The organism is Paraburkholderia sediminicola (genome assembly GCF_046026855.1).
GTDB lineage: Bacteria > Pseudomonadota > Gammaproteobacteria > Burkholderiales > Burkholderiaceae > Paraburkholderia > Paraburkholderia sediminicola_A.
Genome location: NZ_JAQQET010000021.1, coordinates 130,665 through 151,391, shown reverse-complemented (window position 1 = coordinate 151,391; position 20,727 = coordinate 130,665). Strand labels below are relative to the sequence as shown.

At 63.9% G+C, this 20,727-nt stretch carries 14 protein-coding genes; 6 read left to right on the top strand and 8 right to left on the bottom strand.

What is annotated here, in order from left to right:
- Nucleotides 1-57: 57 nt before the first annotated feature.
- Nucleotides 58-1,992: an ATP-binding cassette domain-containing protein gene (locus PQR40_RS23315; protein WP_408509943.1), complete on the bottom strand. Its 1,935-nt coding sequence runs from the start codon at nucleotides 1,990-1,992 to the stop codon at nucleotides 58-60.
- A 135-nt stretch (nucleotides 1,993-2,127) separates the two neighbouring features.
- Between PQR40_RS23315 and PQR40_RS23310 the strand changes: the two genes are divergently transcribed.
- Nucleotides 2,128-2,607 (top strand): glutathione peroxidase, encoded by a 480-nt coding sequence (locus tag PQR40_RS23310; RefSeq protein WP_408336008.1) that lies wholly within the window; start codon nucleotides 2,128-2,130, stop codon nucleotides 2,605-2,607.
- A gap of 64 nt (nucleotides 2,608-2,671) precedes the next feature.
- Here the strand turns inward: PQR40_RS23310 and cls are convergent, their stop codons facing one another.
- From cls to dapC, 6 genes are all read right to left on the bottom strand, one after another.
- Nucleotides 2,672-4,111, bottom strand: coding sequence for a cardiolipin synthase (gene cls / locus PQR40_RS23305; RefSeq protein ID WP_408223698.1), 1,440 nt, complete (start codon nucleotides 4,109-4,111; stop codon nucleotides 2,672-2,674).
- Between the two features lie 347 nt (nucleotides 4,112-4,458).
- Nucleotides 4,459-5,343 carry a 50S ribosomal protein L3 N(5)-glutamine methyltransferase gene (gene prmB, locus PQR40_RS23300; protein WP_408223695.1) on the bottom strand — a complete coding sequence of 295 codons (885 nt, stop codon included), beginning with the start codon at nucleotides 5,341-5,343 and terminating at the stop codon, nucleotides 4,459-4,461.
- 16 nt (nucleotides 5,344-5,359) lie between these two features.
- A complete protein-coding gene (gene dapE, locus PQR40_RS23295; protein WP_408223692.1) occupies nucleotides 5,360-6,499 on the bottom strand; it encodes a succinyl-diaminopimelate desuccinylase in 1,140 nt (379 codons plus the stop codon).
- A 217-nt stretch (nucleotides 6,500-6,716) separates the two neighbouring features.
- Nucleotides 6,717-7,082: an ArsC family reductase gene (locus tag PQR40_RS23290; RefSeq protein WP_408223689.1), complete on the bottom strand. Its 366-nt coding sequence runs from the start codon at nucleotides 7,080-7,082 to the stop codon at nucleotides 6,717-6,719.
- Nucleotides 7,082-7,909 carry a 2,3,4,5-tetrahydropyridine-2,6-dicarboxylate N-succinyltransferase gene (dapD, locus tag PQR40_RS23285; protein WP_408223686.1) on the bottom strand — a complete coding sequence of 276 codons (828 nt, stop codon included), beginning with the start codon at nucleotides 7,907-7,909 and terminating at the stop codon, nucleotides 7,082-7,084. The genes PQR40_RS23290 and dapD overlap by 1 nt, the downstream gene beginning before the upstream one ends.
- A gap of 82 nt (nucleotides 7,910-7,991) precedes the next feature.
- A complete protein-coding gene (dapC, locus tag PQR40_RS23280; protein ID WP_408509942.1) occupies nucleotides 7,992-9,209 on the bottom strand; it encodes a succinyldiaminopimelate transaminase in 1,218 nt (405 codons plus the stop codon).
- A gap of 372 nt (nucleotides 9,210-9,581) precedes the next feature.
- On the opposite strand from dapC, the gene PQR40_RS23275 reads away from it, so the two are divergent.
- From PQR40_RS23275 to def, 5 genes are all read left to right on the top strand, one after another.
- On the top strand, nucleotides 9,582-10,568 hold the full coding sequence (locus tag PQR40_RS23275; RefSeq protein ID WP_408335999.1) for a DMT family transporter: 987 nt from the start codon (nucleotides 9,582-9,584) through the stop codon (nucleotides 10,566-10,568).
- Nucleotides 10,569-10,715: 147 nt separating this feature from the next.
- Complete coding sequence (gene smc / locus PQR40_RS23270) at nucleotides 10,716-14,234, top strand: chromosome segregation protein SMC (RefSeq protein ID WP_408509941.1); 3,519 nt, start codon at nucleotides 10,716-10,718, stop codon at nucleotides 14,232-14,234.
- Between the two features lie 117 nt (nucleotides 14,235-14,351).
- Nucleotides 14,352-15,623: a cell division protein ZipA C-terminal FtsZ-binding domain-containing protein gene (locus tag PQR40_RS23265; RefSeq protein WP_408223674.1), complete on the top strand. Its 1,272-nt coding sequence runs from the start codon at nucleotides 14,352-14,354 to the stop codon at nucleotides 15,621-15,623.
- Between the two features lie 175 nt (nucleotides 15,624-15,798).
- Nucleotides 15,799-17,865: an NAD-dependent DNA ligase LigA gene (gene ligA / locus PQR40_RS23260; RefSeq protein WP_408223671.1), complete on the top strand. Its 2,067-nt coding sequence runs from the start codon at nucleotides 15,799-15,801 to the stop codon at nucleotides 17,863-17,865.
- The gene (def, locus tag PQR40_RS23255; RefSeq protein ID WP_408223668.1) at nucleotides 17,862-18,395 is read left to right on the top strand and encodes a peptide deformylase; all 534 of its coding nucleotides are present in this window, start codon (nucleotides 17,862-17,864) and stop codon (nucleotides 18,393-18,395) included. Before ligA ends, def begins: the two co-directional genes overlap by 4 nt.
- A 146-nt stretch (nucleotides 18,396-18,541) precedes the next feature.
- On the opposite strand, the gene PQR40_RS23250 is transcribed toward def, so the two are convergent.
- Nucleotides 18,542-20,722, bottom strand: coding sequence for a pseudouridine synthase (locus tag PQR40_RS23250; RefSeq protein WP_408509940.1), 2,181 nt, complete (start codon nucleotides 20,720-20,722; stop codon nucleotides 18,542-18,544).
- Between the last annotated feature and the right edge of the window lie 5 nt (nucleotides 20,723-20,727).

Here is a 20,727-nt window from a genome sequence, read left to right as displayed (position 1 = left end):
ACGGGTGACAAGGGCTACCTCCGATCGATGCCGGCGCGGATCGCGAACAGCCTGCCGCTAGCCGATTTGTTCGAGTTCCTCGTGAGTCTCGAGCCATTCGGCTTCGAGCGCTTCGAGGCGCGCGTTCACATCTGCCTGACGGCGGATCGCCTCCGTCAGTTTGCTCTTCTGTTCGGGCTCGTAGCTGGCCGGATCGACGACGAGTGCATCGAGCGTCGCCTTTTCCGCGTTGAGCGCGTCCATTTCCTTTTCGATCTTCGTGATGCGGCTTTGCAGGGGCTTCTTCAGGTGGGCGAGCTTCTGGCGCGTTTCCGCTTCGAGGCGGCGTTGCTCCTTGCGATTGACGCCGCTGTCCGCACTATCCGCATCGTTCGACGCTGTGCCCGCTTTCAGCGCCGCGCGTTGTTCGGCGGCATGTTGCAGCAGCCAGTCGCGGTAGTCGTCGAGATCGCCGTCGAATTCCTGCAGGCGGTGCTTCGCGACCAGCATGAATACGTCGGTGGTGGCGCGCAGCAGATGCCGGTCGTGCGACACCAGAATCAGCGTGCCCTCGAATTGTGCAAGCGCCATGGTCAGCGCGTGACGCGTTTCGAGATCAAGGTGATTGGTCGGCTCGTCGAGCAGCAGCAGGTTCGGCTTTTGCCAGATGATCAGCGCGAGTGCCAAACGTGCTTTTTCGCCACCTGAGAAGGGCGCGATCTTCGCGGTCGCCATCTCGCCGGAAAAGTTGAAGCTGCCGAGAAAGTCGCGCAATTCCTGTTCGCGCGTATCGGGTGCAAGACGCGCCAGATGCTGCAGCGGCGTGTCGTCCGGGCGCAGCGTTTCGAGCTGATGCTGCGCGAAATAGCCGATGCGCAGTCCCTTGCCTTCGCGCACGTGGCCCCCGAGCGCTTCGAGCGTACCGGCGAGCGTTTTGATCAGGGTGGATTTGCCCTGACCGTTCGCGCCGAGCAGGCCAATGCGCTGACCGTTCTGGATTGACAGCATCACATGGTCGACGATTGGAATTTCGCCGTCTTCACCGCGATAGCCGCAGCGCACGTCCTCCATCACCATCATCGGATTCGGCGCGGAATCGGGCGTGCGGAATTCGAACGTGAACGGCGAGGACGCGTGCGCCGGCGCGATCAACTCCATTTTTTCGAGCGCTTTCACACGGCTCTGCGCCTGACGCGCCTTGGTGGCCTGTGCCTTGAAGCGATTGATGTAGCTCTGCAGATGCTCGACCGTGCGCTGTTGCTTCTCATACGAGCTTTGCTGCAAAGCAATCTGTTGCGCGCGCAGGATTTCGAATTGCGAGTAGTTGCCGCCGTAACGCTTGATCTGCTGATGTTCCAGATGCAGCGTGACGTTACAGACCGAATCGAGAAATTCGCGATCGTGCGAGATCACGATCAGTGTGCCTGGATAGCGGTGCAGCCAGTCTTCGAGCCAGATGATCGCGTCGAGATCCAGGTGATTGGTCGGTTCGTCGAGCAGCAGCAGGTCGGAGCGGCACATCAGCGCCTGCGCCAGATTCAGCCGCATGCGCCAGCCGCCCGAGAAGCTGCTGACCGGCTCGCGCGTCTGTGCGAGCGTGAAGCCAAGGCCGAGCAGCAAGGCCTCGGCACGGGCGGGCGCGGTGTAGCCGTCGGCGTCGGCGAATGCGGCGTGCGCTTCGCCTTCCGCCGCGCCGTCATGCGCGGCCGATGCTTCGGCGATGCATGCTTCGATCGCGCGCAACGCCGCGTCGCCGTCGAGCGTATAGGCGAGGGCGGTCTTGTCTGCCGCGGGCGTTTCTTGCGCGACGTGGGCGATCTGCCAGTTTGGCGAGATAGAGAAATCGCCGCCATCGGCGTGCAGTTCGCCGAGCAGCATGGCAAACAGCGTCGACTTGCCCGCGCCGTTCGCCCCCACCAGGCCGGCCTTCTCGCCGGGGTTGAGGGTGAACGTGGTGTTTTCAAAGAGCGGCTTGGTGCCGCGCGCGAGGCTGAACTGGTTAAAGCGGATCACGAAGAGGCCGGCTGAAGAAAAACGCTATTTTAGACTGCCGGGGCTGACACCGGGCGCTCAACCGGGATCGGCCATTCGGCCGACTGTAGTGGCGAAGCTTTTGGCATAGACTGACGGCTTTCACGGGGAGAGCACATGACATCGATTTATTCGTTTTCTGCACATACGCTCGGCGGCGAGGAAGTGAGCCTCGAGCGCTATCAGGGCAAGGTCCTGCTGATCGTCAATACGGCGAGCGAATGCGGGTTCACGCCGCAGTACGCCGGTCTGCAAAAGGTGTATGACACTTACGCGGCGCGCGGATTTGCGGTGCTCGGTTTTCCTTGCAACCAGTTCGGCAAGCAGGAACCGGGCGACGCTACGCAGATCGGCAGCTTCTGCGAAAAGAACTACGGCGTGACCTTCCCGATGTTCGACAAGATCGATGTGAACGGCGCCAATGCCCATCCGCTGTTTCGCTATCTGACGGGCGAGGCACCGGGCTTGCTGGGGCTCGAGGCGATCAAATGGAACTTCACCAAGTTCCTGATCGGCCGCGACGGTAATGTGGTGAAGCGCTACGCGCCGCTGACCAAGCCCGAGGCGATCACCGAGGACATCGAGAAACTGCTGTAACGCATAGCAACGCGGGACGCGAAGTCGGCGTCGGCAATGGCCGAGTCGCGGCGCGGCGCCGCCGCTACAGGATCGGCGAGAACAACCGCGCCACGTGCATCAGTACGCGCCGCAGCGCGCTCGCCTGGCGATACTCGTTGCGGTCTATTTCGAGCGACTCCGTGAAGTCCTTCAGCAGCATTGTTTCGACTTCTTTGGCGAAGCCGCGGTCCACCGTCAGCACCATGATCTCGAAGTTCAGGCGGAACGAGCGGTTGTCGAGATTGGCGCTGCCGATTGCCGCCGCCACGCTGTCGATCAGCACGACCTTCTGGTGCAGGAAGCCCGGCTGGTAACGGAAGATCCGGATACCCGCGCGCAGCGAGTCGTATGCATACAGTTTCGAGGCGGCGAACACCACGCGGTGATCGCGCCGGCACGGAATCAGAATGCGGACATCCACGCCGCGAAGCGCTGCCAGTCGCAACGCGGCGAACACGGCTTCGTCGGGTATGAGATAAGGCGTGGTGATCCAGATCCGCTCGCGCGCCGCGTTGATCGCTTCGACGAAGAAAAGCGAACAGGTCTCCTGCTTGTCGGCCGGGCCGCTCGGCACGACGAGGCAGTGCATGCCTTCGTCGCCGGGTTGAGGGGGCGGCATGTCGAATTCGGGCAACTGCTGGGTCGCCCAGTGCCAGTCCTCGGTGAACACGAACTGGATGCTGGCGACGGCCGGGCCGCGCACTTCGATATGCGTATCGCGCCACGGCGACAACGGCGGTTTGCTACCGAGATATTCGACGCCCACGTTGTGTCCGCCGACGAACGCGCGCTCTCCGTCCACCGAGACGATCTTGCGGTGGTTACGGAAGTTCAACTGCAAACGGTTGACGAAGCGGCGATTGGTGGCGAACGGATGCGTCTCTACGCCGGCTGCCCGCAGCGCCGCCACGTAGCGGTGGGGTAGATCGAAACTGCCGATGCTGTCGTACAGGAAGTAGACGCGCACGCCTTGCTGCGCTTTCGCGATCAGCGCGTCTTTGAGCATTTCGCCAAGCGCGTCGTCGCGCACGATGAAGAACTGCACGATCACGTAATTGCGTGCCCCCTCGATCGCTTCGAAGATCGCCTCGAAAGTCGCGGCTCCGTTCACCAGCGTGCGCACGGAATTGCCCGGCAGAAACGGCATGCCACCCAGGCGTGTAAGCGAATGCACGAGCCTTGCGCCAAGCTCCTGCGTAGGCAGCCCCGCGGATGAGGCCCGCGTGTCCCATTCCTGGGGATGGGCGCGCGTGCGCAGCAATTCATTTTCGACGCGCCGAGCGTCTGCGTAACCCTCGAATTTGCTGCGGCCAAGGAACAGATACGGCACCAGCGTCAGATACGGCATGGCGACCAGCGAGACAGCCCACGCAATCGCGCCTTGCGATGTGCGGGTGTTCAGAATCGCGTGGCAGGCCGCGATCACGCCGAGAATATGGGCGAGTGCGACCAGCGGGCCGATGTGAAGCAGGTCGAATTGCATAGGCGGGCGAAGGGTTGGCGAAACGCTGCTGCGGCTGCCTGGTGTCAGCGCGGACAGCTCCGCGCCCATCTTACCGAACGTGCGCGGGTTGGGGGGGCGTTACGGTCAGGCGTCTTTGAATCCTGCGCGGATGCGGGGAAGGGGCGGGTGTGGTTGACTTACGGATGTGTCCGCTGTGGCATGCGCGCGAAAAGCCAGGTCACGAGCGTCAGCTATGGCACGGGCACGACAATCTGGGTCAAGAGCGTTTGCTATGGCGTGAGCGAGAGAGGAGCTGGCTCAGGTGCGGCACGCGCGGCAAGTAATCAAGGCCTGCTGCGCGCGTCGCGGGATGAAGCTACAACACGTCAGACCGGCAGATCGGCGGCCTGAATCAGGAACACGTTATCGTCGCCGGCACTCGTCGACAGCCAGACCAGATCGAGGCCGCCGAATGCCGCTTCGACGTTCGCGCGCTCGTTGCCGATCTCGACCACCAGCACGCCGTCTTCGGTCAGCCAGTTGCGCGCGTCGGCGATGATCCGTCGCACGATATCCATGCCGTCCGGGCCGCCAGCCAAAGCCATGTCCGGCTCGTGCTTGTATTCGGCGGGGAGTGCCTGCATCGAAGTGGCGTTGACATATGGCGGATTGCTGATGATCAAGTCGTAGCGGCGCTCGGCGAGCGGCGCGTACAGATCGCCTTCGAAGAGGGCGACGCGGTCATCGAGCTTGTAGTCCGTGACGTTACGCGTGGCGACTTCCAGAGCGGGTGCCGAGAGATCGACGGCGTCGATATCCGCGTTAGGGAATGCATGAGCCGCGAGGATCGCAAGGCAGCCGGAGCCGGTGCACAGTTCCAGCACGGCGCCGACCTGTTCGGGATCTTCGACGTAGGGCTGCAAACCGTCCTGCAGCAACTCGCCGATGAACGAGCGCGGCACGATCACGCGTTCATCCACGTAGAAGCGGAAGCCGTGCATCCACGCTTCCTGCGTGATGTAGGCCGCCGGCACGCGCTGGCCGGCGCGGCGCTCGATCACGTTCAGCACGGCGTCGATTTCGGCCGCCGACAGACGCGCGTCGAGAAACGGATCCAGCAGATCGAGCGGCAGATGCAGCGTGTGCAGGATCAGATAGGCGGCTTCGTCGTAGGCGTTGGCCGAGCCGTGGCCGAACGACAACTCGGCCTGGTTAAAGCGCGACACCGCGAAACGCAGCAGGTCGCGGACGGTGGAAAACGGGAGCGTCATCGCAGATATTCCTTGGTCAGGCGATCAGTTGTTCGAGCACGCGGCGATACACGTTCTTCAGCGGCTCGATGTGTGCGACTTCGATATGTTCGTCGATCTTGTGGATGCTGGCGTTCAGCGGACCGAACTCGATCACCTGCTCGCAGATGCGGGCGATGAAGCGGCCATCCGAGGTGCCCCCGGTGGTCGACAGTTCAGTCGTGATGCCGGTTTCGTCCTTGATCGCTTTAGCCAGCGCGTTCGACAGATCGCCGCGCGGCGTGAGGAACGGCAGGCCGCTTACGGTCCATTGCAGGTCGTATTCGAGATTGTGCTTGTCGAGGATCGCCCGGACGCGAGCCTGCAGGCCTTCCACCGTACTGGCCGTCGAGAAGCGGAAATTGAACATTACGTCCGCATGGCCGGGGATCACGTTGGTGGCACCGGTGCCGCTATGGATGTTCGAAACCTGCCAGGTGGTGGGCGGAAAGTATTCGTTGCCGTCGTCCCAGCTTTCGGCGACCAGTTCGGCCAGTGCGGGCGCGAGCAGATGCACCGGATTTTTCGCCAGATGCGGATAGGCGATGTGGCCTTGCACGCCTTTGACGATAAGATTGCCCGACATGGACCCGCGCCGGCCATTCTTTACCATGTCGCCGAACTGTGCGCTCGACGTCGGTTCGCCGACGATGCAGTAGTCCATGCGCTCGCCGCGCGCCTGCAGCGCTTCGACGACCTTGACGGTGCCGTCGGTAGCGGGGCCCTCTTCGTCGCTCGTAATCAGGAAGGCGATCGAGCCGCGATGCGCGGGGTGCGCCGCGACGAATTCCTCGCTTGCCACCACGAAGCCGGCGATCGACGTCTTCATGTCCGCCGCGCCCCGGCCGTAGAGCTTGCCGTCGCGGTGGGTCGGCTCGAACGGCGCCGAGTGCCATTGTTCGAGCGGGCCGGTCGGCACGACGTCCGTGTGGCCGGCGAACGCGAGCAGCTTGCCGCGTGTGCCGTCGACGCCGCGTTTGACGGCCCACAGGTTGGTCACACCGTGCGATTCGATGGTCTCGTGCTCGAAGCCGAGCGCGGACAGGCGTTCGATCAGCAGGCGCTGGCAATGCTGGTCGTCGGGCGTCACGGAGGCGCGCGCGATCAGTTGTTCGGTAAGGGCAAGGGTGCCGGACATGGATTCAGTACAAGCCACTTTGAAATGAAAAAATGCCGGCTGGCGGTTGGACACCGCAGCCGGCAACAGCTTTTAAGCAACGCGGCGAGGCCGCGTTTTACGTCTTTTTGCGCCTTTGCGCGCGATCTTCGCGTTCGGGCCTGGCATCTGATGTCTGATACTACGCCTGGCGCTACGTTCGACGTTCGCGCCCGGTCCTGCTTTTCGGATCAGGCCATCAGGCAAACAGTGCTTCGTATTCGTCTGCCGCAAAACCGAGCGACTTGACCTTTCCGTTGACCACCAGCACCGGCCGCTTGATCACCGACGGCTTGTGGATCATCAACGCGATCGCGCCCGACTGCGTGTCCGCCGCCGCTTTCATGTCGTCGGACAGACCGCGCCAGGTCGTGCCGCGACGGTTCAGCAACGCGTCGAGCTTCACGTCCTTCAGCCAGTCCTGCACGAGCGGCGCCGTCACGCCGTGTTTCTTGAAGTCGTGGAACTCGAACTCGACGCCGTGCTCTTCCAGCCACACGCGGGCCTTCTTCACAGTGTCGCAGTTCGGGATGCCGTAGACGACGGTCTTGGTGCCGCGTGCCATTAGTCGCCTCGCAGGAGCTCGTTCAGGCCGACCTTCGCGCGCGTCCTGGCGTCGACTTTCTTGACGATCACGGCGCAGTACAGGCTGTGCGAACCGTCTTTCGACGGCAGGTTGCCCGCTACCACCACCGAGCCCGCCGGAATGCGGCCGTACGTGACTTCACCGGTTTCGCGGTCGTAAATCTTGGTGCTTTGACCGAGGTACACGCCCATCGAGATCACCGAGTTTTCTTCGACGATCACGCCTTCCACCACTTCCGAACGCGCGCCGATGAAGCAGTTGTCTTCGATGATGACCGGATTGGCTTGCAACGGCTCCAGCACGCCGCCGATGCCCACGCCACCCGACAGGTGAACGTTCTTGCCGATCTGCGCGCACGAGCCGACGGTCGCCCACGTGTCGACCATCGTGCCTTCGTCCACATAGGCGCCGATGTTGGTGTACGACGGCATCAGCACGACATTCTTCGCGATGAACGAGCCGCGGCGCGCAATGGCGGGCGGCACGACGCGGAAGCCACCGGCGGCGAAGTCTTCAGCGGTGTAGTTGGCGAACTTCGACGGCACCTTGTCGTAGAACTGCGAGTAGCCGCCAGCCGGCATCGGCTGGTTATCTTCCAGGCGGAACGACAGCAGCACGGCTTTCTTCAGCCATTGATTGACGACCCAGTCGCCGTCCTTCTTTTCAGCGACGCGCAAGGCGCCCTTGTCCAGTTGCTCGATGGCGTGGGCGACGGCTTCGCGCACGTCGGCCGGCGCGGCCTTCGGCGACAGTTCGGCGCGGTTTTCCCAGGCGGTATCAATGATCTGCTGAAGTTGTTGCGACATATGCGTGCTTTTCTGAAGAGTTGAAGTCTGAAGAAGGGAATGCGGTGCGCGGGGCTGCTGAATACAGAAACTCACGAAAAACTCAGCCCGCGAGCGCGCGGCAAAAATCGACGATCCGTTGTGCGCCCTGTGTGCATTCGTCGACATCGGCGACGAGCGCCATGCGCACGAAATTGCGGCCGGGGTTCACGCCGTGCGCAGTGCGCGCGAGAAACGAGCCCGGCAGAACCGTCACATTATAGTCGGCGTAGAGGCGCTGGGCGAACTCGGTGTCCGACAGGCCGGTGCGCGAGACGTCCGCCCACAGGTAGAACGCGGCGTCCGGCAGGCGTACGTCGAGCACCTCGGCGAGCATTGGCGTGACGGTGGAAAACTTCTGCACGTACTTCGCGCGGTTCTCGCGCACGTGGGTTTCGTCGTTCCAGGCCGCGATGCTGGCACTCTGGTACACGGTCGACAAGGCCGCGCCGTGGTATGTCCGGTATAGCAGGAAATCTTTCAGGATCGTCGCGTCGCCCGCTACGAAGCCCGAGCGCATGCCCGGCACGTTCGAACGCTTGGACAGGCTCGACAGCATCACGAGGCGCTCGAAGCCGCTGCCGATCTGGTGAGCCGCCTCCAGACCGCCGAGCGGCGGATTGGCTTCGTCGAAGTAGATTTCCGAGTAGCACTCGTCCGAGGCGATTACGAAGCCGTAGCGGTCCGACAGCGCGAACAGTTCGCGCCAGTCCTCGAGTGTGAGCACCGCGCCGGTGGGATTGCCCGGCGAGCATACGTACAGCAGTTGCGTGCGCGCCCAGATGTCGGCCGGCACCGCCGAATAGTCGCAGGCGAAGTTGCGCGCCGGGTCGCTATTGACGAAGTACGGCAGCGCGCCGGCCAGAATCGCCGCGCCTTCATAGATTTGGTAGAACGGGTTCGGACAGAGTACGATCGCAGGCTCGCCGTCAGCATTACGCTTGGGGTCGATTACCGTTTGTGCGAGTGCAAAAAGCGCCTCGCGCGAACCGGACACGGGCAGCACCTGAGTGGCCGGGTCGACCGGCGGCAGGTTGTAGCGCTGCGTCACCCATCTGGCGATCGACTCGCGCAGTGCCGGCGAACCGACGGTGGCCGGATAAGCCGACAAACCGCCGAGTGAGGCAATCACCGCGTCGCGAATCAGCGAGGGCGTGGGATGTTTCGGTTCGCCGATGCCGAAGCTGATGTGCGCGAGGCCGGCCGGCGGCGTGACGTCCTTGAAAAGCGCACGCAGCTTTTCGAACGGGTAGGGCTGAAGGGAGTCGAGTAGCGGGTTCACTGGGCGGATCGGGCCTGATCGAAGAGGGCGCAGACGGGTGCTGGGAAATGCTGGGTACCCGCGCTGACGGTAAAACGCCTGAAAGACGCGAAAACGGTGGCAGCGGCGGCGAACAAATGATTATAGCGTGGCACGCGGCCGTCAGGCCGTGGCGCAATCCGCCAGGCAGCGCAGGCAATGCGACGCAGCGGGAACGACGCGAACCGCAGACGGTTCGCGCAAAAAAGAAGCAGGAGCAGCAATGGTCGTAGCAGCAACGCAGACATCCGGACGATTCGGACGATTCGGACGACGAGGGCGCAAGAACGCCACCCTCGGCAAAGTCGGCAACCCCGCCCGCAGGAGCAGCAACCACCGCGGGAGTGCCGCACCATGAGCAACTGGCTTCGCAATGGCTGGCCCACCCTCGCGATCATGCTGGGCGCCTCGGTGTGGGGAATGATCTGGTACCCGCTGCGCATGCTGAATGCACTTGGCGTTTCCGGCACGGCAGCGAGTGCGCTCACGAGCGGCGCCGGTTGCCTGTTTGTCCTGCTGGTGCGCTATCGCGCGCTCAGGACCGTGCGCTGGCACTGGCTGCTGCCGGCCATGGCGCTGGCCGCGGGCGTGACCAATCTCGGCTTCGTCTGGGGCTCGATCCACGGCGAAGTGATGCGCGTCCTGCTGCTGTTCTATCTCACCCCCGCCTGGACCGCGCTCTTTGCACACTTCATCCTGCACGAACGGCTGACCTGGGCGGGCGGGGGCCTCGCCGCGCTGTCGCTAGCCGGCGCGATGACCATGCTCTGGTCGCCGCAACTGGGCATTCCGGTGCCCGGCAACCTCGCCGAATGGGCTGGGCTTGCGGGCGGCATGGGCTTCGCGATGAGCAACGTCCTGATCCTCAAGACGAGCCGCGTGCTGCCTGAGATGAAGCCCGAAATGCGCACCGCGACGATCTTCGGTGGCGCAGCGATTTTCAGCGCCTGTGCGTCGTTGTTCGAGGCGATGCCCGCACCGCCCACCGGCGCGCATCTCGGTACGGCCGCGCTGCTAGTACTCGGCCTCGGTTTTCTGCTGGCGTCGAACAATATGCTCGTGCAGTATGGGCTCGCGCGCGTGCCGGCCAATCGGGCCTCGATCATCATGCTGTTCGAGATCGTGGTGACGGCTTTGTCCGCGTGGCTCTTCGCCGGCGAGACGCCGGGCCCGCGCGAATGGGCCGGCGGCGCGTGCATCGTGCTGGCGTCGGCACTGTCCAGTTGGGTGCACCGGACCAAGGCCTTGCCGCCTGATCCGGCCAATCAGGATGTGGGGCTCGACGTCGATGATGACGCAGACCGTAAGGACGGTAAGAACCGCTCGCGCGCGATGGTATGATTGCCCCTCATTAGTCGACGCACGCTTCATTGCGTGCGATTGGCGCCCGTATCGCGGGGTTTCGCGGGCCGTTTCGCTGCATCGGCGAGCGGCTGGCGCGGCCTTCACGAGCCACTTTTTTTTCCCTTTTCAAACAGCGAAATCGCCGTGCGTCTGACCTCGATCAAACTCGCTGGCTTCAAGTCATTCGTCGATCCCACGCATTTCCAGGTCCCGGGCCAGCTCGTCGGCGTGGTCGGACCGAATGGGTGCGGCAAGTCCAACATCATCGACGCCGTGCGCTGGGTGCTCGGCGAATCGCGCGCTTCCGAGCTGCGCGGCGAGTCGATGCAGGACGTGATCTTCAATGGCTCGACTGCGCGCAAGCCAGGTAGCCGCGCCAGCGTCGAACTCGTGTTCGACAACGCCGACGGCCGTGCCGCCGGGCAGTGGGGGCAGTATGCCGAAATCGCCGTCAAGCGCGTGCTCACGCGCGACGGCACTTCGAGCTACTACATCAATAACCTGCCGGCGCGCCGCCGTGACATTCAGGACATCTTCCTCGGCACCGGCCTCGGGCCGCGTGCGTACGCGATTATCGGGCAGGGCATGATCGCGCGCCTGATCGAGGCGAAGCCGGAAGAACTGCGTGTGTTTCTCGAAGAAGCCGCGGGCGTATCGAAGTACAAGGAACGCCGCCGCGAGACGGAGAACCGCCTGCATGACACGCGCGAGAATCTGATCCGCGTCGAAGACATCGTCCGCGAACTCAGTTCGAATCTCGAGAAGCTCGAGGCGCAGGCGGTCGTCGCGACCAAATATAAGGATTTGCAGGCCGACGGCGAAGAGAAGCAGCGTCTGTTGTGGCTGTTGCGCAAGAACGAAGCCGGTGGCGAGCAGGAACGTCAGCAACGCGCAATCGAACAGGCGCAGATCGACCTCGAAGCGCAAACCGCGAAGCTGCGCGAAGTCGAAGCGCAGCTCGAAACGCTGCGCGTCGCGCATTATTCCGCCAGCGACGCGATGCAGGGCGCGCAAGGCGCGTTGTATGAGGCGAATGCCGAAGTCAGCCGCCTCGAAGCCGAGATCAAGTTCATTGTCGAATCGCGCAACCGTGTGCAGGCGCAGATTGCCGCATTGACCGCGCAGCGTGAGCAGTGGCAGTCGCAAGCCCAAAAGGCGCAAGACGATCTCGAAGACGCGGAAGAACAACTGGCCGTCGCCGAAGAAAAAGCCGCGCTGGCCGAAGACGAAGCGGCCGGCAAGCATGATGCGATGCCGGCGCTAGAAGCCCGCTGGCGCGATGCGCAGACCGAACTGAACGCTGAACGCGGCGGTATCGCGCAGACCGAACAGGCACTCAAACTCGAAGCGGCGCATCAGCGCAATGCAGATCAGCAATTGCAGCAGTTGCAGCAGCGTCACGAGCGGCTGAAGTCGGAAGCGGGCGGTCTCGATGCACCCGACGAAGCGCAGCTCGAAGACCTGCGCATGCAGCTCGCCGAGCACGAAGAAATCCTCCATGACGCGCAGACCCGTCTTGCCGACGCGCAGGAAACGCTACCGCGTCTCGACGGCGAACGGCGCGTGGCCCAGGAGCGCGTGCAGTCGGAGAACGCTCAGATTCATCAGCTCGACGCACGGCTTGCCGCGCTCAAGCAATTGCAGGAAAACGTCCAGACCGAAGGCAAGATCCAGCCGTGGCTCGAAAAGCATGAGCTGAGCGGCTTGCCGCGCCTGTGGAAGAAGCTGCACGTCGAAGCCGGCTGGGAAGCCGCGCTTGAAGCGGTGCTGCGTGAGCGGCTCGCCGCCCTGGAAGTGTCGAACCTCGATTGGGTCAAGGCGTTCGCCACCGATGCACCGCCCGCCAAGCTCGCGTTCTACGCGCCGCCGGCAGCCGGTCAGCCGGTCGCTACGTCGCCGGCTTTGCGTCCGTTGCTGTCGCTGGTTCGTATCGACGATGCAGGTATTCGCGCCGTGCTGAACGACTGGCTCGGCCTTGCCTTCATCGCTGACGATCTGCAGCAGGCGCTCGCCATGCGCTCGCAGTTGCCGGAAGGCGGCTCGTTCGTCGTGAAGGCCGGCCACGTCGTGACGCGTGTCGGCGTCCAGTTGTATGCCGCCGATTCCGAACAGGCCGGCATGCTGGCCCGTCAGCAGGAAATCGAAAATCTGGGCCGTCAGGTCCGCGCGCAAGCCTTGCTCGCCGATGAGGCGAAGGCCACCGCGATCCGCGCCGAAGCCGCGCACACGCAAGCCGCGCAAGCTTTGACCGATGTACGCCAACAGTCTGAGCGCGCGACCCAACGGGTGCACGCATTGCAGATGGACGTGCTCAAGCTTGCGCAGGCGCATGAGCGCTACACGCAGCGCAGCACGCAAATCCGCGAAGAGCTCGGAGAGATCACCGCGCAGATCGAAGAGCAGCGCGCATTGCGTGGCGAATCGGAAGCGAATTTCGAACGTCACGACTCCGAACTCGCCGAATTGCAGGCGCGTTTCGAAGATCACCAGATGGCCTTCGAAGCACTCGACGAACAGCTCACCGCCGCGCGCGCGCAATCGCGCGATCTCGACCGGGCCGCCACCGACGCGCGTTTCGCCGCGCGCAACATGGCGAACCGCATCGACGAATTGAAGCGCAGCATCCAGGTCTCGCACGAGCAGAGCGAACGCGTCGCAGCGTCGCTGGAAGACGCGCGCGCCGAACTGGAAACCATCAACGAGCAAACCGCGCACACCGGCTTGCAGGACGCGCTCGATATCCGCGCAGTCAAGGAAGAAGCGCTGCACGCCGCACGCCTCGAACTGGACGATCTGACCGCCAAACTGCGTGCCGCAGACGAAACCCGTTTGACCGCCGAGCGTGCGCTGCAACCGCTGCGCGACCGCATCAACGAATTGCAGTTGAAGGAACAGGCCGCGCGCCTGAGCGGCGAGCAGTTCATCGAACAACTGGCCGAGGCCGGTGTCGATGAAGCCCAACTGCAGGCCAAGCTCACGCCGGATATGAAGCCGTCGTATCTGCAAGGCGAGGTCACGCGGATCAACAACGCGATCACGGCGCTCGGCCCGGTCAACATGGCCGCGCTGGACGAGCTGAAGGCGGCGAGCGAGCGCAAGACTTTCCTCGATGCGCAATCGGCCGACCTGAACAACGCGATCGAAACGCTCGAAGACGCGATCCGCAAGATCGACGGCGAAACGCGTACGCTGCTTCAAGGCACCTTCGACGAAGTGAATCGTCATTTCGGCGAGCTGTTCCCGCGTCTCTTTGGCGGCGGTCAGGCGAGGCTGATCATGACCGGCGACGAGATTCTCGACGCCGGCGTGCAGGTAATGGCACAGCCACCGGGCAAGAAGAATTCGACGATTCACCTGCTATCGGGCGGCGAGAAGGCATTGACCGCCACCGCGCTGGTGTTCGCGATGTTCCAGCTGAATCCCGCGCCGTTCTGTCTGCTCGACGAAGTGGACGCGCCGCTCGACGACGCCAACACGGAACGCTTCGCGAACCTCGTGCGAGCAATGTCGGACAAGACGCAGTTCCTGTTCATTTCGCACAACAAGATCGCGATGGAAATGGCGCAGCAACTGATCGGCGTGACCATGCAGGAGCAGGGTGTGTCGCGGATCGTTGCCGTCGACATGGAATCGGCTGCCGGTTTCGCCCAGAATATCGTTTGAGTTTTCGTTTAGGTTGATCATCGCGGGCTCCCGCGTTCAGCGCAGCGGCCATCGGCCGCGCGACACATGGGGCGGGCGCATAGCCGCGCAGACAGAAGAATTGCTGATGGAGCATGCATGGACGAGTTGACACTCGGTTTGATCGGCGCGGGTGCCGTGGTGGTCGGGGGCGTGGTCGTGTACAACGCGTGGCAAGGCGCGAAGGTGCGCCGCAAGATGCCGCGCGCGATGCCGGCAGACGCCGCCGAAAGTTTCGCGCGCGACGATCAGGAGGAACAGAGCCCGTTTATCGAGCCGGCCCGGCCGACCACGCGGCGCGAACCGATAGTGGGTTCAGACACCGCGGCGGAAACCGCCGCGGCGCGCGTCGAGCCGACTTTTGGCGCAACCGCCGCGCCGCTCGATACGCCTGCCGATATTCAGGCCGAGACGACGACGCCGAACGGTTATCCCGAAGCTGAGGGCGTTGCTGAAGCCGAAGGCGGTATGGGGGGTGAAGCGGGTAAGGCTGCGCAAGCCGGCGAACCGGTCGAGCCGATCCTGCCCGCTGCCACGACGATTTCGTCGGCGCCGCCGGCGATCGTCGATCGCCGCATCGACTGCATCGTGCCGATTCGTCTGAACGGGCCGGTGGCCGGCGACAAGGTGATTCCGCTAGCGCAGCGTCTGCGCCGTGCCGGCAGCAAGCCGGTGCATATTGAAGGCAAGCTCGAAGGCGGACCCTGGGAGCTGTTGCAGAACGGCGCGCGCTATGAAGAGCTGCGCGCGGCCGCGCAATTGGCCAACCGGAGCGGCGCACTCAACGAACTGGAGTTCTCCGAGTTCGTGACCGGCGTGCAGCAGTTTGCCGATACGCTCGATGCGTCGCCGGAATTCCCCGACATGCTCGAAACGGTGGCGATGGCGCGCGAACTCGACGGTTTCGCCGCGCAATGCGACGCGCAATTGTCGATCAACGTGCTCTCCGACGGAGCGCCGTGGTCAGCCAACTATGTCCAGGCAATCGCGTCGCAGGACGGCCTGCTGCTCTCGCGCGACGGCACGCGCTTCGTCAAGCTCGACGCGAAGCAGAGCCCGGTGTTCATGCTGCAATTCGGCGACACCAATTTCCTGCGCGACGACCTGACCTACAAGGGCGGCCAGATGATCACACTGGTGCTCGACGTGCCGGTCGCGGACGAAGACATCCTGCCGTTCCGCCTGATGTGCGACTACGCGAAATCGTTGGCTGAGCGTATCGGCGGACGGGTGGTCGACGATGGGCGCCGTCCGCTGCCGGAAACCGCGCTGCTGGCGATCGAAAAGCAGTTGATGACGCTCTACGCAAAACTCGAACAGGCAGGTATTCCGGCGGGTTCACCGGCTACCCGGCGTTTGTTCAGCCAGTAACGGTTCTATTTTTTATGCAGTGCTCGACGGCCGCACGATGTGCGGCCGTTGCCGTTTTCAGTGGTCGTTTCACAGCAAGACCGAACGCACGAAACTGGCCATTCGGCCGATGTAAAGGGGCACGCTTCCTGCGATAATCCAATGTCTGAATTCTTTTGAAGAAGCGTCCGACAGCATGGCCCGAACTCCCGCCTCAAATCCTGCAACCAGCGCTCCCGCAGAGCGGGCCGCGTGGCTGCGCGCGGAACTCGAACGCGCCAATTACGCGTACTACGTGCTCGACCAGCCGGACCTGCCGGACGCGGAATACGACAAGCTCTTCAAGGAGCTGGAGCGAATCGAGACGGAGCATCCGGACCTGATTGTGCCGGATTCGCCCACCCAGCGCGTGGGCGGCGAGGCGTCAACCGGCTTCGAGCCGGTCGTGCACGATCAACCCATGCTTTCGCTGAACAATGGCTTCGAGGATGAAGACATCGTCGCGTTCGACAAGCGCGTCGGCGACGCGCTCGGCAAGAACGCGAGCGAGCCGCCCGTGCCGGTCGATTACGCGGCCGAGCTGAAATTCGACGGCCTCGCCATCTCGCTGCGCTACGTCGACGGTACGTTCGTCCAGGCGTCCACGCGAGGCGACGGCGCCACCGGCGAGAACGTTACCGAAAACGTCCGCACGATCCGTTCCATTCCACTCAAGCTCAAGGGCAAACGGGTGCCACATGTGCTCGATGTGCGCGGCGAAGTGCTCATGTTCAAGCGCGATTTTGAACGTTTGAACGAGCGCCAACGGGCTGCTGAGCAGAAGGAATTCGCCAATCCGCGCAACGCCGCGGCAGGCAGCCTGCGGCAACTCGATTCGAAAATCACCGCGCAGCGGCCGCTGTCGTTCTTCGCTTATGGAATCGGCGTGCTCGAAGGGTTCGAGATGCCGGTCACGCATAGCGAACTGCTCGACTGGTACAAGGAACTCGGCTTGCCGGTGAATGGCGAGCGGGCGGTGGTGCAAGGCGCCGAAGGCTTGCTGGGGTTCTTCCATGCGGTAGGCGGGAAGCGCGACACGCTGCCTTACGATATCGACGGCGTTGTCTACAAGGTCAACCGGCGCGATGAGCAGGACGCGCTCGGCTTTGTCTCGCGTGCGCCGCGTTTCGCATTGGCGCACAAATTCCCCGCGCAGGAAGCGCTGACCAAACTTGTCGCGATTGATGTGCAGGTCGGCCGCACCGGCGCGATCACGCCGGTTGCGCGACTGGAACCGGTGTTTGTCGGCGGCGCAACGGTGACGAACGCGACGTTGCACAATGAAGATGAAGTGCGCCGCAAAGATATCCGCATCGGCGACACGGTGATCGTGCGGCGCGCCGGCGACGTGATTCCCGAAGTGGTGAGCGCGCTGCTCGACCGTCGCCCGGACGACGCCCGCGAGTTCGTCATGCCCACGCACTGCCCGGTGTGTGGTTCGAGCATCGAACGGCTGCCGGACGAGGCGATTGCGCGCTGTACGGGCGGGCTGTTCTGCCCGGCGCAGCGCAAGCAGGCGTTGTGGCACTTTGCGCAGCGGCGCGCGCTGGATATCGACGGGCTCGGCGAAAAGATCATCGATCAACTCGTCGAGCAGAATCTGGTGCGTACGCCGGCCGATCTGTTCAACGTCGGCTTTGCAACACTTGCTGAACTCGACCGCTTCGCCGAAAAGTCCGCGCAGAATCTGCTCGACTCGCTCGAAAAAGCCAAGCACACCACGCTGGCGCGCTTTATTTACGCGCTCGGCATCCGGCATGTGGGCGAATCGACGGCGAAAGATCTGGCCAAACATTTCGGCTCGCTGAATCCAATCATGGATGCTTCGGTCGAAGAATTGCTGGAGGTGAACGATGTCGGGCCCGTGGTGGCCGAGTCGATTCATCAGTTTTTTGCCGAAGAGCACAACCGCACGGTGATCGAGCAACTGCGCGCGCCGGGCAAGGTCACATGGCAGGAAGGGCCGCCCGCGCCGAAGGCGCCGCAAGGCGTGCTGGCCGGCAAAACGGTCGTATTGACCGGCACCTTGCCGACGCTGGCGCGCGAAGAGGCGAAGGAAATGCTCGAGGCGGCAGGAGCAAAAGTGGCCGGTTCGGTGTCGAAGAAAACAGACTATGTGGTGGCCGGAGCCGAAGCCGGCAGCAAGTTGGCGAAGGCGGAGGAACTCGGCGTCCCCGTACTCGACGAAGATGGTATGCGTAAGCTCCTGGAGGGGCAGTTATGATCCGCGAAATTCTCAAGATGGGCGATCCGCGCCTTTTGCAAATTGCCGATCCGGTCGACCATTTCGACACCCCTGAACTGCATGAGCTTGTCAAAGACATGTTCGAGACCATGCACGACGCGAACGGCGCGGGGCTGGCCGCACCGCAGATTGGCGTCAATCTGCAGGTGGTGATCTTCGGTTTTGGGCACAACGAGCGCTATCCGGACGCGCCGCCGGTACCGGAGACCGTGCTGATCAATCCGACCATCACGCCGGTGTCGCAGGATATGGAGGAGGGCTGGGAAGGTTGCCTATCGGTGCCGGGCCTGCGAGGTGCGGTGAGCCGGTTCTCGATGATCAAGTATCACGGCTTCGATCAATTCGGCAAACCGATCGACCGCGTCGCCGAGGGCTTTCACGCGCGCGTCGTGCAGCATGAGTGCGATCACCTGATCGGCAAACTGTATCCGATGCGGATCAACGATTTTGCGAAGTTCGGCTTCACGGAAGTCCTGTTTCCGGATATGGACCCGGATAGCGACGACTGACGCCGCATCCCGGCGGGCGGCGACCGCATCGTCGTGTATGTCGCAGAAAACAAAAAACCCACGCATTGGCGTGGGTTTTTTGTTGGGCGAGCTTCACGGTGCGGGCACTGTGAGTCGTTCGTTGTTTGAGCGTCAAGCTCCCGGCGTCAAAACGACTCGTCCGCCGACAGATAACGCCATTGGCCCGGCGGCAGAGCGCCAAGCATCACCTGACCCATCCGCACGCGCTTCAGGCCGATCACTTCGAGACCGACCAGCTCGCACATCCGGCGGATCTGGCGTTTCTTGCCTTCGCGCAGGACGAAACGCAGTTGCTCGCCGTTTTGCCAGTTGACCTGGGCGGGTTTCAACGGCACGTCGTCGAGGGAGAGGCCATGGCACAACAGCGCGAGGCTTTCCGGCGGAAAGTGATTTTCGACGTCAGTGGTGTGCTCGCCGAACGACACGCGCACCAGATACTCCTTGTCGATCTCCGAATGGCCGCCGATCAGCTGCTTGGCAATGCGGCCGTCCTGCGTCAGCACCAGCAAGCCTGTCGAATCGATGTCCAGGCGCCCGGCCGGCGCGAGTTGGCGCAGATGCGAGACCGAGAAGCGGATGTCCGAACTGTCGCCTTCCCAGCGATTTTCCGGTGTGACCAGCGTGATCGCCGGCTGGTAGCCGTCTTCCGCCTGGCCCGACACAAGGCCCACGGGCTTGTGGATCAGGACTGTCACCTGGCTTGCTTGCGCAGCTTCGGCGGCGGGGTCGATCTCGATGCGCTGGTCCGGACGAACCTTGGTGCCGAGCGTGTCGATCCGTTCGCCGTCGACCAGCACCCAGCCTTTTTCGATCCATTCGTCGGCTTCGCGGCGTGAACACAGGCCGAGTTCCGACATCAGTTTCGACAGACGCAAGGTGCCCGGCGCATCTTCATAATCGCGGCGCGGCGTGCGCGGAGCGGTGTCGGTGTCGCGTTCGGCTTTGGCTGCGGATGCCGGGCCGCGCGGCTTGTCGGCATGGGCGGGGCGGCTGTCGTCGCCAAAGCGGCGGCCGGCGGCCGGCAGCGCCTTGTCGAAGGTCCGGGCAGGGCGTTCGCCTCGGTCGTTACGTTCGCCGGCACGCGCCGGACGATCGCCGAATTCACGCCTGGCTGGTGCTCGTTCGCCGCGGTCGTCGCGCGGTGCGCGCGCCGGACGGTCCGTGCGGTCGCCGTAGCCACTTTTGACGGGCTTCGCGAAAGTGCGCTCGCCACGGTCGGATGAGCCGCGGTCGCCTTCAAAACGGCGCGGTGCGCTGTCGCTGCGCGGCCCGCGCTCGCCGCTGCGCGGCCCGCGCTCGCCGCTGCGGCGCTCCTGCGGGGCGCCCCGTTCGCTGCCGAAGCGGGGTCGATCCGATGCATCACGCACCGGACGCTCGCCACGTGGGCCGCCTTCCGCCGGACGGCCTGCACCCGGGCGTGGGCCGCTGAACGAGCGGCGTTCACCGTCGTCACGTCGTGGGGTGCGGTTGCCTTCAAAACTACGGGGTGCGCGGTCGCTACGATCACTGCCGCCTTCAAACCTACGGGGCGCACGCTCACCATCGTCCCGACGCGGAGCGCGATCGCCGCCGGCCTCAAAGCGACGCGGGGCACCTTGCGTGCGCTCACCGTCAGCACGGCGCGGAGCGCGTTCGCTACGGTCGCCACCACCTTCGAACTTACGCGGCGCACGAGCGCCCTCGTCCCGACGCGGAGCGCGATCACCGCCGCCCTCAAAGCGACGCGGGGCACCTTGCGTGCGTTCACCGTCAGCGCGGCGCGGAGCGCGTTCGCTGCGGTCGCCGCCACCTTCGAACTTACGCGGCGCACGAGCGCCATCATCCCGACGCGGGGCGCGATCACCGCCGCCCTCAAAGCGACGCGGGGCACCTTGCGTGCGTTCACCGTCAGCGCGGCGCGGAGCGCGTTCGCTACGGTCGCCACCACCTTCGAACTTACGCGGCGCACGAGTGCCTTCGTCCCGACGCGGAGCGCGATCACCACTTCCCTCAAAGCGGCGAGGCGCGCCGTCGGGCCCTTCGCGTCGCGGCGGCCGATCTGACGGTGCCCGGCGCGCAGCGCCGGCATCCCGCTCGCGGGAAAACGATCCTTCAGCCCGTGGCGCACGCGCACCGGCGCCCGCCGGGCGCTTGCCGCCGCCTGACGCAGCGCCTTCACCCCGCCCCCCGTTGAAACCCGCCGTCGGTGAAGACGGCCTGGGGCCGGCCGGGCGCGTCGGCTTACGCGCCGAGGTGCTTCCGGTACGGACAGGGGCGCGTTCGGACGAAGCCGGCCGCGGGTGCTTGGCTGTTAATTTGACTCGCATGAAAT

What these genes read in the sequence shown, in the direction of transcription:
- PQR40_RS23310 (WP_408336008.1), top strand. Translation starts at nt 2,128, where the DNA reads ATGACATCGATTTATTCGTTTTCTGCACATACGCTCGGCGGCGAGGAA.
- cls (WP_408223698.1), bottom strand. Translation starts at nt 4,111, where the DNA reads ATGCAATTCGACCTGCTTCACATCGGCCCGCTGGTCGCACTCGCCCAT.
- prmB (WP_408223695.1), bottom strand. Translation starts at nt 5,343, where the DNA reads ATGACGCTCCCGTTTTCCACCGTCCGCGACCTGCTGCGTTTCGCGGTG.
- dapE (WP_408223692.1), bottom strand. Translation starts at nt 6,499, where the DNA reads ATGTCCGGCACCCTTGCCCTTACCGAACAACTGATCGCGCGCGCCTCC.
- PQR40_RS23290 (WP_408223689.1), bottom strand. Translation starts at nt 7,082, where the DNA reads ATGGCACGCGGCACCAAGACCGTCGTCTACGGCATCCCGAACTGCGAC.
- dapD (WP_408223686.1), bottom strand. Translation starts at nt 7,909, where the DNA reads ATGTCGCAACAACTTCAGCAGATCATTGATACCGCCTGGGAAAACCGC.
- PQR40_RS23275 (WP_408335999.1), top strand. Translation starts at nt 9,582, where the DNA reads ATGAGCAACTGGCTTCGCAATGGCTGGCCCACCCTCGCGATCATGCTG.
- PQR40_RS23265 (WP_408223674.1), top strand. Translation starts at nt 14,352, where the DNA reads ATGGACGAGTTGACACTCGGTTTGATCGGCGCGGGTGCCGTGGTGGTC.
- ligA (WP_408223671.1), top strand. Translation starts at nt 15,799, where the DNA reads ATGGCCCGAACTCCCGCCTCAAATCCTGCAACCAGCGCTCCCGCAGAG.
- def (WP_408223668.1), top strand. Translation starts at nt 17,862, where the DNA reads ATGATCCGCGAAATTCTCAAGATGGGCGATCCGCGCCTTTTGCAAATT.
- PQR40_RS23250 (WP_408509940.1), bottom strand. Translation starts at nt 20,722, where the DNA reads ATGCGAGTCAAATTAACAGCCAAGCACCCGCGGCCGGCTTCGTCCGAA.